This window comes from Armatimonadota bacterium (genome assembly GCA_020354555.1).
GTDB lineage: Bacteria > Armatimonadota > Hebobacteria.
Genome location: CP070648.1, coordinates 2,599,271 through 2,612,178, shown reverse-complemented (window position 1 = coordinate 2,612,178; position 12,908 = coordinate 2,599,271). Strand labels below are relative to the sequence as shown.

The following is a 12,908-nucleotide window of genomic DNA, read 5'->3' as shown; positions in this document are numbered from 1 at the left end:
GGCGCCACTGTCTCCGGGCACTGGAGCGGCGCGACCTCGGACAGCGATGTCGGCCTCACCGACGCCGCCGGTCAGGTAACGTTGGAGTCGAACAAGGTCAAGGCGGCGACAAGCGGAACAACGTTCACGTTCACAGTGGATACCGTCGCCCTTGCAGGGCGGACCTACGACCCGGCGTCGAACGTGGAAACGAGCGACTCCATCACGGTACCGTGACGGTCGATTGTTGACCCGGGGCGCACGGTGCGTCGAACCGCCGCCCCTCAGTTCGCTTTTTGGGGCATGCGCAGGTTGCGCATGCCCCAGTTCTTTGCAGGAAACAACCTCGCCCGCGCGAAACAAGTGTTTGATCGCAGGCGGGTGAGGCCGATGGACAGGTTGGACAAACTGACGACACTCGGCTCGGCGGCCAGGTTCGACGTGTGCGCCGCGAGCTGCGGCGGCAGGCCGCGCCGAACGGCACCGCCCCCGCCGACCGACCCCGCCACGCGTTTCATCGCCCGCGCGGCCCTGCCGGAGGGCGGATCAGTCGCCCTGTTCAAGGTGCTTCAGACCAACGCGTGCCGTCACAACTGCCTGTACTGTGCCAACCGCGCGGAGCGCGGCCAGCGGCGCACCCGCTTTCAGCCCGACGAACTCGCATCGCTTTTCGTGGACTTCTATAACCGCGGCTACGTCCAGGGGTTGTTCCTGAGTTCCGGTGTGGAAGGAAGTCCGGCGCGCACAATGGCGGACATGCTGACGACCGCGGAGATCGTGCGCGACAAGCACGGGTTCAGGGGCTACATTCATCTCAAGGTGCTCCCCGGGGCGCCGTACGATTGCGTCGAACGCGCGACGGAGCTGGCGAATCGCGTCTCCGTCAACATGGAGGCCCCGACTGAGGCGCGGCTGACGCGTATCGCGCCCGACAAGCACATGCCCGGCGACGTCATTCAGCGCATGCACTGGATCAGGCGCGCCGCAAGCGCCGGCGACCGCCTCATGTCCGCCGGGCAGACGACCCAGTTCATTGTCGGCGCCGGGCGCGAGACCGACCGCGAAATCGTGACGAGTGCGGACGCGCTGTACCGTGACGTGAACCTGCGGCGGGCGTACTTCAGCGCGTTCCAGCCGATAAGCGAAACGCCGCTCGAGGAACAGCCTCCCGCGCCGCAGATGCGAGAGCATCGCCTGTACCAGGTGGACTGGCTGCTGCGCCGCTACGCGGGGCTGTACGCCCTCGGCGATGTCGTCTTCGACGCGGACGGGAACTTACCGCTCGGGCTCGACCCGAAGCTGGCAATCGCCTTCGCCCAGCGCGAGACGTTTCCGGTGGAGATCAACCGCGCGGATTACCGCGACCTGCTGCGCGTGCCCGGTATCGGGCCGAAGTCGGCGAAGGCCATTGTGACCGAACGGCGCAGCGCCCGCTTCGCCGACATCGCGGAACTACGGCGCGTCGGCGTGGTCGTGCGTCGCGCCTCGCCGTTTCTCCTCATCAACGGCCAGGCCCAGGGCAGCTTTGACGCCTTCCTCCGGGAGCAGTTGGGCAAACCAACTGCGGATCAGCAGCTCTCCCTGCCCTTACCCTGGTGACTCGGGATCCCTGAGCTGCGGCGGGATACGAGGCCAGGGTCCGAAACCGACAAGCCTGCGCGTTTGACTCGCGCCAGTGCCAGGGAATAGGCGCGCCTGCGGCGAACACACGCGATGGAGGGGCCAGGAGAAACTCCGATGCAGGAAACTGAATCTCGCCTCGAGCAATTCGTCGCCCAGGTCGCGCGCGACGAGAACATACCCGTCGAGACGCTGCGCCAGCGCATCGCGTCCGGCGTGGTCTCCATCCTCGGCGCGCCCGGGCACGCGGGCGTGCATCCGATCGGCGTCGGCCACGGCCTGCGCGCGAAGGTCAACGCGAACATCGGCATCTCGGGACCGCCGTTCGACATGGAGACGGCGTTGACGCAACTGCGTGCCGCGTTGGACGCGGGGGCGGACGCCGTCATGGACCTGAGTTGCGCCGGCGACCTCGACGCAATCCGACACGCGCTGCTTCGGGAGTGCCCCGCGCCGTTCGGCACGGTGCCGATGTACCAGGCGGCGGCGGACGCGATCGCCCAGCATGGGAGCCTGGCGAAAGCGACGGCGGAGGATATCCTTGCGGCATTCGAGCGCCATGTCACCGACGGTGTTGACTTCTTCGTCGCGCACGCGGGGCTGACGCGCGAGGTGGTTGACGTTCTCAAGGCCTCTTCGCGCGCACTCCCGGTCGTATCGCGCGGGGGGAGCCTGATGCTGTCGTGGATGGCGGCGACCGGCGCGGAGAATCCGCTCTACGCGCAGTTCGACTGGCTGCTGGACCTGGCGGCAAAGCACGGCGCGACCATCAGCCTCGGCGACGCGCTGCGCTCGGGATGCATCCACGACGCTCTCGACGAGCCCAAGATCCGCGAGGTCATCGTCCTCGGCGACTTGGTGAAGCGAGCCAGGCAGCGCGGGGTGCACGTGCTGGTGGAAGGTCCGGGGCACGTGCCGCTGCACCTGGTGAACGAACTCGTGGACCTCATCAAGCGCCTGTGCCACGGGGCGCCGTTGTACCTGCTCGGGCCGCTGGTGACGGATGTGGCGCCCGGGTACGACCATATCGTGGCCGCGATCGGCGCAGCGGTAGCCGCGGCCCGAGGCGCCGATTTCATCTGCTACGTCACGCCCTCCGAGCACGCCGGACTGCCGATGGCCGATGCGGTACGTCAGGGCGTCATCGCTTCGCGCATCGCCGCGCATGCCGGCGACATCGCCCGCGGGCTTCCCGGCGCGGCGGATATGGATCGCGAGATGACGGCGGCGCGCGCGCGGCTGGACTGGGAGCGACAAGCGCAGTGCGCGATTGACCCCGAGAGACTGCGGACGCTGCACGGGGACGCGCTGCCCGCCCGCGGCGAGCCGTGCACGATGTGCGGCGACATGTGCGCGATTCGCATCACCGGCGAGGCGCTTGACTTGTGGCCCCGCTCGCCGGCTGCATGACCGCACCCGCCCCGCCGCAGCGACGACGCGGCATTCGGTGCCCCGGCCGGAGCCGTCCGGACCTCCTCTACTTGATGGCGACCTCGGCGCCAATCGCGGCGGACTCGTAGACCGCATCAAGGATAGCCGTTGCCATGAGGCCGTGCTCCCCAGGGACGGGCGAAGGCTCGCCCTCGCGTATCGCCTTGACGAACTGGGCCATCTCCTCGGCATACGTATCCACCTTCGGCAGATCCGCAGGAGCGACGTCAACCAGAGAGCCTTGCTCTTCGCGGTAGATGCGCGCGGGCGACGTGCTCAGCCCGGCGTCGCTGCCCAGCAGCATAACGCCGTGCTGTCCTTCGCCGATGTTAGCCGCCCAACTGGCCTTGAGAATCAATGTGGCACCGTTGTCGAAGCGCACCATGCCGACGCCGAAATCCTCGACCGAGAACTTCTTGGCCTCCCAACGGCCCATGCCGGCGACGACGTCGGTGCGCTTGCCGAACATAGTGTACGCGCTGCCGTAAGCCGCAATCGGCTTCGGGTGCCCCATGAGGAACAGGGCGAGGTCGAGCATGTGCACGCCGACATCAATCAGCGGGCCGCCGCCCGACAGCTCCTTGTCAACAAACACGCCCCAGCCCGGGATGCCGCGGCGGCGGAGGTACGTGGCCTCGCCGTAGTAGATGTCACCGAGCATGCCGGACTCGACGCAGCGCCTGAGCCATTGCACCTCGGAGCCCCAGCGCGAGTTGAAGCCGACCATGAGCAGACGCTTGGCCTTGCGCGCCGCGCTGACCATTGCACGCCCTTCGGTGGCGTTCATCGCGATGGGTTTCTCCACCAGCACGTGCGCCTTGGCCCTGAGCGCCGCGACCGTCGGCTCCGCGTGGTGGACGTTTGGCGTGCACACGCTGACCGCGTCGAGCTTCTCGCTCGCCAGCATCTTCCGGTAATCCGTGTACGTCTTCTTGACGCCGAACTTTTCAGCGGCGGCCTTCAGCGTCTCGCGGTTGGTGTCGCAAAACGCCGCCACCTCCACCCCTTCAACCTTCTGGTAGCCGGGGATGTGAGCCCACTGGGCGATCCCGCCCGTCCCGATGATTCCGACGCGCACTTTCTTCAATTGCACCCTCCTCGTTGCTTTCCAGCTCGGGCTAGACGTTGCCGCGCTCGAGCATATCCTGCAGCACCTCCGGGTAATTGGTCGCGATACCCGTGATGCCAAGATCCATCATGCGGCGCATGTCATCGCGGCGGTCCACCGTCCACGCGACGAGGCTGATATCGGCGGCGTTGGCGGCTTCCACCAGGGCGGGCGTGATTCCGCTGTGAAGCGCCGCGAGGATGCTCGCGCCAAGCCCCCGCGTGCGCTCGATCAGCTCCGTGATCTGGCCGTCGCTTAACTCCCCGATCGCCACGATGAGCCCGGTCCTGACGCCGGCGTCAATCTCGCGCACCCGTTTCAGGCATCCGTCGTTGAACGATGAGATGAAAGACCACCCGTTGCCGGCCCGGCGCAAAGCTTCCACCGCCTGCTGCTCGAAGCCGGTCTCTTTCAGCTCGATATCCAGCGCGATCCTGCCCGCGGTGAGCGAGACGACTTCCGTCAAGGTCGGCACCGGCTCGCCCGCGAATTCCTCCGCGAACCACGATCCGGCGTCCAACGCCTTGACTCGCTTCAACGTCAGGTTCGCGAGAGGGCCCGACCCGTTCGTCGTGCGGTCAACGGCCCCATCGTGCATGACCACGGCGACGCCATCAGCGGTGGCGCGCGCATCCAGTTCGATCATGTCCGCGCCGACTTCGATGGCGCGGCGAAACGCCGCCAGGGTGTTCTCCGGCCGTGTTGCGCTTGCCCCGCGGTGGGCGACGTTTACCATGCGATGCGACACAATGGTCTCCCTGACGCGCCGGCCTCCATGCCTCAGTCCTGGGACTGGGCGCCCCGCCCGCCGACGACTCGGATAAGTTCGGCGGCGACGGCGATTCTCCTGCGCGCCGCGCGTTTCCCGGACCCGCGGCACCCGCGTGCGCACGGCACCGAATCAGGCACAGGTCCGCGCGCCGGGCCGCGCGGGGCAGGGTTGCGATGCGGCGCGCCGAAACACAAGCGACGAACATGCGGGAGGTGATTGCCGTGTCATCCCAGTGCCCGAAGTGCGGTTACCTGCTCCAGCCGTTCGACGACACCTGCCCGAAATGCGCGCGCATGGCGGAGACGCGCTGCGCGGTGTGCGGGCGCGAGGGCGTCGTCGCGACGTGCGAGAAGTGCCACAAGGAGGTATGCGCGGAGTGCGCGACCTCGCCCGGCCCGGAGACAACCTGCAACGCGTGTCGCGCCGCGGAACGGGCCGAGATCGAGGCGCGCAGCGCGCCAGTGCAGACCGTGGCGCGCGCGCCCGGCGGCTACGGTTTCTTCGACGGTATCTCGCGCGCCTTTGTGTTCCTCCGGGAAAGCGTCGTCATGGCCTTCCGTGACAAGGATCTCATCCTGCCCGCGATCTTCGCGACGGTGGCCAACGCCGTGATGCTCGGCATCATCATGCTCGTGCTGTGGCAAACAGGGGCGCTGCAGGCTCTGGCCGACGAGGACACCGCGCCTTGGTGGTGGCTGATCGTCGGCGGCGGCGTCGTGATGGTGAACTACGCGATCACGTATTTCTTTATCGGGATGACGGTCAACCTGGTGGACACCCACCTACGCGGGGGCGACGCGCGACTGGGTGAGGCGTTCGCCGACGCGCGCAAGAACTTCCTCGCGCTGGTGGGACTGGCCGTCGTTTCCACCGCGGTCTCGCTGGTGACCGGCATGCTGCGCGGCAGGAGGGGCCGCGGCCTGGGCGATATCGCCGCGGGCGCGATAGACCGCGTGTGGGTGGTGGCGACGTATCTCATCCTGCCCGCGATCATCCTGGAGGACCTGTCGCTGCGCGCGGCCGCGAACCGTGCGCGCGACCTGCATGGGCGGAATCTGCTGGGCATCGCAGTAGGCGAAGTCGGCGTCATCGTCCTGACGAATATCCTCGGCGTGATTGGCTTCATCTGCGCGGCGCTGCTCGCTTACGGGGTGTTCAGCCTCGCCGGGGGCGCCATCGTTCTCGCGGTCGTCGTTGGCGCGCTGTGCTTCTCTCTGGTCATCGCCTTCACGACCTACGTTCGCGCCGCGTATTACACGTGCCTATTTCTGTGGGCGGTGGCAACCGAGCGGCAGGGGGAGGGCGTCGCCGCCCCCGCGCCGCTTGCCGCGTCCCTCGCTTAGCGCCGCGGAGGGGCATGGCGGGTGCTGAATCGGCTGGCGATGGAGGGCGTTTGGCTGGGGTAACCGACGAGCCGCCCGCTTCTCACGCAGCGCCGAGGAGACGCTCGACTTCGTCGCGCGTCGCGTAGCGGTCATCACCCATGCGCGACGCGGCGACCGCTGCGGCTGCGTTACCCACGTGCAGGCATGCCTCGAGGTCACGTCCCTCCAGGTGAGCGGCCAGGAAGCCGGCGTTGAAGCAGTCGCCCAGCGCCGTCGTGTCGAATACGCGAACCGGGAACGCGGGCGCGCGCACCTCCGCGTCCCCCTGGCGACCCAGCGCACCGTCGGCGCCGAGCTTCACCGCCAACGTCGGCAGAGTGCGCGTTAGACTCGCAGCCGCGGCGCCCAGGTGCTCCTCGCCCGCGAGACGCATCACCTCATCCTCATTGGGCAGCAATACGTCCACCAACTGCAGCGCGCCTGGCAGGTCCCCGTTCCAGCGCTGCTGCGGATCCCACCCCACATCGAGCGACGTGGTCAGGCCGGCCTGCTTCGCCGCCTCGAGCACCGCCCGGTGACCGCCCTTCATGCGAGTCTGGAGGAAGTATCCCCCGATGTGCAGATGGCGCGCGCGTGCGAAGGCGGAGAAGTCCACGTGCTCCAGCGAGAACTCCGCAACCGAACCGGAGTACGTCGCGAAGGCGCGGTCCGCGGCCAGCGAAAGCGATACCGTGATGCCGGTCTTGACCTCACTCGAGCGGCGAACGTAGTCCACGTTGACGTCGCTCTCGCGCATGACCTGAAGCAGGTAATCGCCGAACCGGTCGCCGCCGACGAGCCCGACAAACGCGACCGCTAAGCCGAGTTTCGCCGCAGCCCGCGCACAATTGGCGGCCGAGCCGCCACTGCGGAAATCGAGGTCGCTTGCCAACTCCTCGGTTCCCGGCCCCGGGATGCTCGACATCCCGCTGAGGATGATGTCCACGTTGATGTCGCCGAGGACGAGGAGATCGAAGTCGCGCTTGTCCATGATGTCGCTCGATGATTGCGCCGCAGCGGTGCTGCGCACCAGGTGACGCCCGGCGGTGACGCGGAGTCCGCCAGCACGACGTGCGGGAGCCGTCTCAACCCAACCGTGCTGCTTGCGGCGTCATTCGGGCGCCGCGCCGCGACGGCGTCCGCTCTGCCGTCCGGCAGCCCTTGATTACATCTCGTACACTTCGGCGTCTATGTGCCCGCCGCATTCCGGGCAGAACTCGGCGCCGAGTGGCGTCTCCGTGCCGCAGTTCGGGCATTTGCGGGGCGGCGCGATCTCGGCGCTCACCTTCGCGGCGGCGACCGCGTGAGCCTTGCCGCACGCGGGGCAGAACTTCGCGCGCGGCGGCAGCGTCTCGCCGCACTCACAAACCCGGTCCGCCCCAAGCCTCGGCGGGCCGCGCCGGGCGGGCGGCATCTCAGCGAAGTCAATACTCTCTCCGCGGTCCTGTGCTCTCGTTCGCTGCGCGCTGGCCACAGGCGGCGGTTCAGGCTCACCAGTTGCCGATGGCGGCAACTCAACCACGAGCTCCGGGTGCACATACAGGTACTGTTCCTGACGGATGTGCTCCTTCATGTCATTCAGCGCCGCGACGCGCTGAAGCAGGATGCGCAGATCGTGCGTCGTTTCCGCCACCGCAGGCACCGGCTCCGCGCTCGTCTCGGTGAGGTACTGGTGATAGCGCTTGCCGAGGCGCAGCAGGAGTTCGTCCCGCCGCTCCTCTAATGCGTGCATCTCGCGACTGACGGCGAGCAGCCGCCACCACTCGCGCAGTTTACCGATGACGAGGCGTCCGGCGTACGCCAGCCATTCACGGGTTCCACTCATGCCTTCACCTCTACTGCACTAGGATTGTATCACTCGCATCGGCCCGCGGTAAAGATACGGCGTGCACCAAGTGCCTCGGGAGCGGCACATGATTCTCCGATCGGCGAGCCCTCAAGCGAGACATGCACCTGGTGAAGGGTAATCGGCTCGGGGCGGCGAACGACCGTTCAGCCCTACTCGGAGGTGACTTCCCGTGGCCGACCCGAAGCCTCCCTACGTTCTCGGCATTGACTGCGGCACGCAGAGCCTGCGCACGGGCGTGTTCGATTTGTCGGGCAAACCGGTCGTCTATGCCGTCCGCGAGTACCCGATACAATTCCCCAAGGTGAGCTGGGCCGAACAGCAGCCTGCCGACTGGTGGCAAGCCGCCCGGGACACGATCGCCGAGTGCCTGAAGCGCGGCAAGGTGAAGCCGACGGACATTGCAGGCATCGGCCTCGACGGGACGGCGTGCACCGTTGTCTGCGCGAAGGAGAACGGCGAGCCGCTGCGTCCCGGCATTCTGTGGATGGACGTTCGCGCCCACGAGCAGGCCGAGCGCGTGACGGCGAGCGGGGATCCCGTGCTCAAGTACGTCGGGGGCAAGGAAAGCCCGGAATGGATGATTCCGAAGGCGCTGTGGGTGAGGGAGAACGAGCCGCAGGTGTACGAACGGGCCGAGCGGATCATGGAGGTCACCGACTGGCTCATGTTCCGCCTCACCGGGCGGTGGACGGCATCGCTCAACGTCGTCACGTGCAAGTGGAACTACGCGGTGCCCGAGGGCGGTTGGCCGAAGCGGCTGCTGGAGACGCTCGGCATGAGCGAGATCCTCGATAAGTGGCCGCAGGACGTCCTCGCCGTCGGGGAGCGTGCGGGGGAACTCTCGAAGACCGCGGCCGAGGAGCTGGGCTTGCCGGCGGGCATACCGGTCGCCGAGGGCGGCATAGATGCCTATATGGGCATGCTCGGCATGGCCACCGTCAAGCCGGGGCGCATGGCGATCGTGATGGGTTCTTCGACGTGCCACATGGGGTTGAGCGATCGCGGGATATTCGACTCCGGGGTGTGGGGGCCGTATCCCGACGCGCTGATACGGGGCATGTGGGTGCTGGAAGGGGGGCAGACCGCAACCGGCTCCGTCGTGAAATGGTTCCGCGACAACTTCGCGGCAGCGGAGCAGGCGGAGGCGGAGCACTCGGGACGCGACGCATACGCGATTCTGGACGAGAAAGCGGCCGCGGTAGCACCCGGCTCGGAAGGTCTGGTGATGGTGGACTACTTCCAGGGCAATCGCACGCCGATACGGGATCCGCTCGTGCGCGGGGCCATCTGGGGGTTGGGCCTCAAGCATAGCTCGGCCCACGTGTTCCGCGCGATACTGGAGGGCACCGCCTTCGGGACGCGCCACATCCTGGAGGACCTGGCGGCGCACGATTTCAAAGTGGCCGAACTCTATGCGACCGGCGGCGGCGCCAAGAGCCGCTTGTGGCTGCAGATACACGCCGACGTCTGCGGCCTGCCCATTTTCCTCGCCGCGGTCGGGGAGGCGGCGACGCTCGGCAGCGGCGTCGCGGCGGCGGTGGCCGCGGGCCATTACGGGAGCCTAGCGGAGGCGTCGGAGAACATGGTCACCATCACCGATGAGATTAAGCCCGACGACACGCATCGCGGCGTGTACGACTTCTATTTCAGCAAATACGTGGAGACGTATCCAGCCCTGGCGCCGTTGATGCACGACGTATCGAAGCAGGTACAGGCGGGCCCGTAGGTAAGCGAGGGTCGCGCAGGAAAGAGCCGTGCCCACGGTTTATGCGGGGGGCGCCGCCCGGCGCTCACCCGCCGGAGATTCGTGTCGCCCTGGGGGAGGCCGGAGCGATGTGGGGGCAGTCGGAGCCGAAGAGCCGTCGCGAGCTGGGGCGCATAGGCGAAGACATCGCGGCGCGCTATCTCCAGTCGCGGGGTTACGCGATCCTCGAGCGCAATTACCGCACCAAGCTCGGGGAGATTGACATCGTAGCGCGTCACGGGGCCGACCTGGTGTTCGTTGAGGTGAAAAGCCGCACCCCGTCCGACACTTTCGCTCCCGCCGAATCCGTCACCCACGCCAAACGCGATAAACTGGTGAAGTTGGCGCAGGTCTATATGGCGTCCCGGGCGCGAAGAGAGGAGCGCTGCCGGTTCGACGTCGTCGAGGTGACGTTGACCGAGGTCGGCAGCGCGGTTGACGTGCGCGTGGTCGAGGGCGCATTCCTGACCGGCCCGTGACAGCCGCCGGCAGTCACGGATGCACCCGCCGTGTCTCGCCGCCGATGCGGAGCGGTTCGGGCCAGGAACAGGGGGCGGGCGAGCGGGTGTTCGTCGCCGCGGAGTCTTGCTTGACGTGGCTCCCGCAGGTCGTGTACAATGCAGATTGAGGCGGCTGGAGAGAGCCGCCTGTTTTGATACCACGCGGGTGCGCGTCCCGGCAATGGGGCGTCATCGCATTCATCGTCACGCCGTACACCAGTACCGGTGAAAGGAGTCTAGGATATGAAGCGACTCGTCGCGCCGGTTCTACTCGCACTAGTCGTGACTCTGGCGGTCGCGCCCACGGGTTGCGCCAAGCGGGCCGTGGCCAAGGTCAACGGTGACATCATCACCGAGCAGGAGTTCTACAGTAAGCTGGAGGACACCGTGGGCCGTCAGGTGCTTGATCGGCTGATACTCGAGCACCTCATGGCGCAGATGGCGAAGGAGAAAGGCATCCAGGTTGCCGATGCCGAGTTGGATCAGGCCATCAACGACCTCAAGAAACGCGTCGGGGAGGACAAGTGGGATGAGTTCCTGCGCCGGGCGGATCAGACCGAGGCGGGCGTCAGGGCCGACCTGGAGAAGAATTTCCTCCTGACCAAGCTGGTGATCCCGGACAACGAACTCAAGCAGTACTACGACGAGAACAAGACGCGCTTCGACGAGCCGGCGCAGGCCAAGTATCGGCGCATAATCCTGCCGAACAAGGCGGAAGCAGAGAAGGTGCGGCAGGATATCGTGTCCGGCAAGCTCGATTTCGCCCAAGCAGTCAAGGAGAAGTCCGAGGACCCGGTGTTGAAGGAGCGCGGCGGGGAGATCGGCCCGGTGTCCGAGGGCTTCGGCGACCCCAATGTCAGCAAGCTGCTGTTCACCGTCGCTCTCAACGAGGTGAGCGAACCCATCGAGTCCAGCTACCCCGAGGGCAGCTACCAGATTATCCAAGTGGTCGAGCGCACCGAGGGCAAGCAGCACTCGTTCGACGAGGTCAAGAGCCGCGTCATGCAGTCCGTAATGGCGCTGCGCCAGACCGAGGTGCAGAAGTTCATTGATGACCTGCGCGCGGACGCCAGCATCACGATCTTCCGGCCCAAGTACCAGAGCCTGACTGAGCAGTATTCGAAGCTCAAGGAGCAAAAGCCGCCGGTGATACCGGGAGCGGGGCCGCCGCAGCCGGCACCTCAGCAACAGCCCCCGCCGCCTTCCGATGAGTCGAGCGGGCCGTAGCGCTCCTTGCCAGGCCGCGGCGACAGCGACGTAGGCGATCGGCAAACAATCAGCGTGGGCGCCTGCACCGTTTAGCGGGCGCTTACGCTCTTTTCACCGGGTCAGGCGGAGTGCGGAGCGGCGGAGGTCGAGCGACCGATCGTGCCCAAAGCTAGTTCCATCGAGGCCGCTGTGAGAGCGGCCGGGGCTGAACTCACCGGCGTCCGGGTGTTCGATGTGCGCCGAGGAGAGGTGACGCCCGATGCCGGCGCCGACAGCCTGTTCATCGGCATAGGTAATGCGAATGTTGCCTCGCGCTTGCGCGACACGCTGACTGCGCACTATCCCATGGATCATCCTGCGACAGTCGTGAGTCGCCCCGGCTCGTCGCACCAAGCAACACGGGCGGTTACCCTCGCCGAGTTGGAACCGGCGGCGGAGATGCCGCCGCCGGTGAGTGTGTTCGTTGCCGCGCTGCCGGCGGAGCAGCGCGCGGACGTGGACGGTCTGCGCGCCATCATGGCACGATTGCGCGGTGAGGACGGCTGCCCGTGGGACCGGGAGCAGGATCACCGCACACTGCGGCGCTGCCTGCTCGAGGAAGCGCACGAGGCCATCGCCGCCATTGATCGCGCGGACTGGCAGGAACTCGCGAGCGAGTTGGGCGACATCCTGCTCCAGATCATCTTCCACGCTCATCTCGCGGCCGAGCGCGGGGAGTTCGACTTCAATGACGTCGCGAGGCGGCTGCGCGACAAGCTCGTGTCGCGCCATCCTCACGTGTTCGGGGACGCGGTCGTCGACGATGCGGCCGCGGTGCTGCGGCGATGGGATGAACTCAAGCGTGACGAAGCCGGCAGCGACGAGTCAGAAGGGCTGCTCTCCGGCGTGGCGCCCACGCTGCCCGCGCTCGATCGCGCACAGAAGGTGCAGCGGCGGGCGGCGCATTACGGCTTCGAGTGGACCGAGGCGGAGGGTCCGCTGGCGAAGCTGCTGGAGGAAATCGAGGAACTCAAGAGGGAGCTGGCGACCGAGACGCCGGGCTCGCCGCGCCTGGAGCACGAACTGGGCGACATACTATTCGCGGTCGTGAATGTGTCGCGCTTCGCCGGGGTCGATGCCGAACAGGCGCTCAGAGCCGCGGCTGACCGCTTCGCCGACCGCTTCGCGAAAATGCGGGAACTCGCCGCCGAACGGGGGAAAACTCTCGAAGGCATGAAGCTTGCAGAGATGGACGCGCTGTGGGAGCGAGCGAAAGCCGCACGCGGCTCCGGCTCGCCCTGATTGACCGGTATCCCATCGTCCGCACCGGCGGGATTCGGGAACCATTCCGCC

General features: G+C 67.0%; 12 protein-coding genes. 8 read left to right on the top strand and 4 right to left on the bottom strand.

The genetic code is table 11. From position 1 onward, the window contains the following. The 3 genes from JSV65_10680 to thiC form a co-directional block, all read left to right on the top strand. The coding region (locus JSV65_10680; protein UCH33057.1) for a subtilisin at window positions 1-216 on the top strand (216 nt) is incomplete at its 5' end. 153 nt (window positions 217-369) lie between these two features. Further along, entirely contained in the window at window positions 370-1,578 is a 1,209-nt protein-coding gene (locus tag JSV65_10675; protein ID UCH33056.1) for a putative DNA modification/repair radical SAM protein, read from the top strand. Window positions 1,579-1,716: 138 nt separating this feature from the next. Further along, the gene (gene thiC, locus JSV65_10670) at window positions 1,717-3,009 is read left to right on the top strand and encodes a phosphomethylpyrimidine synthase ThiC (GenBank protein ID UCH33055.1); all 1,293 of its coding nucleotides are present in this window, start codon (window positions 1,717-1,719) and stop codon (window positions 3,007-3,009) included. A gap of 67 nt (window positions 3,010-3,076) precedes the next feature. On the opposite strand, the gene JSV65_10665 is transcribed toward thiC, so the two are convergent. Next, entirely contained in the window at window positions 3,077-4,117 is a 1,041-nt protein-coding gene (locus JSV65_10665; protein UCH33054.1) for a Gfo/Idh/MocA family oxidoreductase, read from the bottom strand. Between the two features lie 31 nt (window positions 4,118-4,148). After that, complete coding sequence (locus JSV65_10660; protein UCH33053.1) at window positions 4,149-4,886, bottom strand: glycerophosphodiester phosphodiesterase; 738 nt, start codon at window positions 4,884-4,886, stop codon at window positions 4,149-4,151. A 197-nt stretch (window positions 4,887-5,083) separates the two neighbouring features. Between JSV65_10660 and JSV65_10655 the strand changes: the two genes are divergently transcribed. After that, the gene (locus JSV65_10655) at window positions 5,084-6,253 is read left to right on the top strand and encodes a hypothetical protein (protein UCH33052.1); all 1,170 of its coding nucleotides are present in this window, start codon (window positions 5,084-5,086) and stop codon (window positions 6,251-6,253) included. An 82-nt stretch (window positions 6,254-6,335) separates the two neighbouring features. On the opposite strand, the gene JSV65_10650 is transcribed toward JSV65_10655, so the two are convergent. Together JSV65_10650 and JSV65_10645 are read right to left on the bottom strand one after the other, a co-directional pair. After that, window positions 6,336-7,265, bottom strand: a complete 930-nt coding sequence (locus tag JSV65_10650) for a carbohydrate kinase family protein (GenBank protein UCH33051.1) — start codon at window positions 7,263-7,265, stop codon at window positions 6,336-6,338. 174 nt (window positions 7,266-7,439) lie between these two features. Beyond that, a complete protein-coding gene (locus JSV65_10645) occupies window positions 7,440-8,099 on the bottom strand; it encodes a zinc ribbon domain-containing protein (protein ID UCH33050.1) in 660 nt (219 codons plus the stop codon). 193 nt (window positions 8,100-8,292) lie between these two features. On the opposite strand from JSV65_10645, the gene JSV65_10640 reads away from it, so the two are divergent. The 4 genes from JSV65_10640 to mazG all read left to right on the top strand — a co-directional run bounded on the left by JSV65_10640 (window position 8,293) and on the right by mazG (window position 12,857). After that, complete coding sequence (locus JSV65_10640; GenBank protein UCH33049.1) at window positions 8,293-9,849, top strand: hypothetical protein; 1,557 nt, start codon at window positions 8,293-8,295, stop codon at window positions 9,847-9,849. A gap of 107 nt (window positions 9,850-9,956) precedes the next feature. Continuing rightward, window positions 9,957-10,346, top strand: coding sequence for a YraN family protein (locus JSV65_10635; GenBank protein UCH33048.1), 390 nt, complete (start codon window positions 9,957-9,959; stop codon window positions 10,344-10,346). Window positions 10,347-10,610: 264 nt separating this feature from the next. Beyond that, entirely contained in the window at window positions 10,611-11,594 is a 984-nt protein-coding gene (locus JSV65_10630) for a peptidyl-prolyl cis-trans isomerase (GenBank protein ID UCH33047.1), read from the top strand. A gap of 141 nt (window positions 11,595-11,735) precedes the next feature. Further along, on the top strand, window positions 11,736-12,857 hold the full coding sequence (gene mazG, locus JSV65_10625; GenBank protein UCH33046.1) for a nucleoside triphosphate pyrophosphohydrolase: 1,122 nt from the start codon (window positions 11,736-11,738) through the stop codon (window positions 12,855-12,857). The last annotated feature ends 51 nt before the right edge of the window (window positions 12,858-12,908 follow it).

What these genes read in the sequence shown, in the direction of transcription:
- JSV65_10675 (UCH33056.1), top strand. Translation starts at nt 370, where the DNA reads ATGGACAGGTTGGACAAACTGACGACACTCGGCTCGGCGGCCAGGTTC.
- thiC (UCH33055.1), top strand. Translation starts at nt 1,717, where the DNA reads ATGCAGGAAACTGAATCTCGCCTCGAGCAATTCGTCGCCCAGGTCGCG.
- JSV65_10655 (UCH33052.1), top strand. Translation starts at nt 5,084, where the DNA reads ATGCGGCGCGCCGAAACACAAGCGACGAACATGCGGGAGGTGATTGCC.
- JSV65_10650 (UCH33051.1), bottom strand. Translation starts at nt 7,265, where the DNA reads ATGGACAAGCGCGACTTCGATCTCCTCGTCCTCGGCGACATCAACGTG.
- JSV65_10645 (UCH33050.1), bottom strand. Translation starts at nt 8,099, where the DNA reads ATGAGTGGAACCCGTGAATGGCTGGCGTACGCCGGACGCCTCGTCATC.
- JSV65_10635 (UCH33048.1), top strand. Translation starts at nt 9,957, where the DNA reads ATGTGGGGGCAGTCGGAGCCGAAGAGCCGTCGCGAGCTGGGGCGCATA.
- JSV65_10630 (UCH33047.1), top strand. Translation starts at nt 10,611, where the DNA reads ATGAAGCGACTCGTCGCGCCGGTTCTACTCGCACTAGTCGTGACTCTG.